Here is a 252-nt window from a genome sequence, read left to right on the forward strand (position 1 = left end):
CTGGTTCTGGCGGCCCCGCTGCCATGGCGCCAAAGCGCTGTAGGCCGGAAGCTTTGCGTCCCCGCCTTTCGACGGGTTTGCCCTCGGGTTGATGAACGACTGCAGTCTAGGCAGCGGCCGGCAGCGGCGCCAGTGCGGGCGCTCGGACCGGCGTGACTTCCTGCCTGGAATCACCGGCCGCCGACGGGCTCAGGCCGGCGCGATCTCCACCGCCACGCCGCCGAGCACCGCATTGCCGGAGAGCGGGTCGCG

General features: G+C 71.8%; 1 riboswitch.

Annotated elements, in window-relative coordinates:
- Positions 1-5: 5 nt before the first annotated feature.
- A riboswitch (cyclic di-GMP riboswitch) is annotated at positions 6-92 on the reverse strand.
- Positions 93-252 lie beyond the last annotated feature (160 nt).

Source organism: Chromohalobacter sp. HP20-39 (genome assembly GCF_033052815.1).
Classification (GTDB): Bacteria; Pseudomonadota; Gammaproteobacteria; order Pseudomonadales; family Halomonadaceae; genus Chromohalobacter.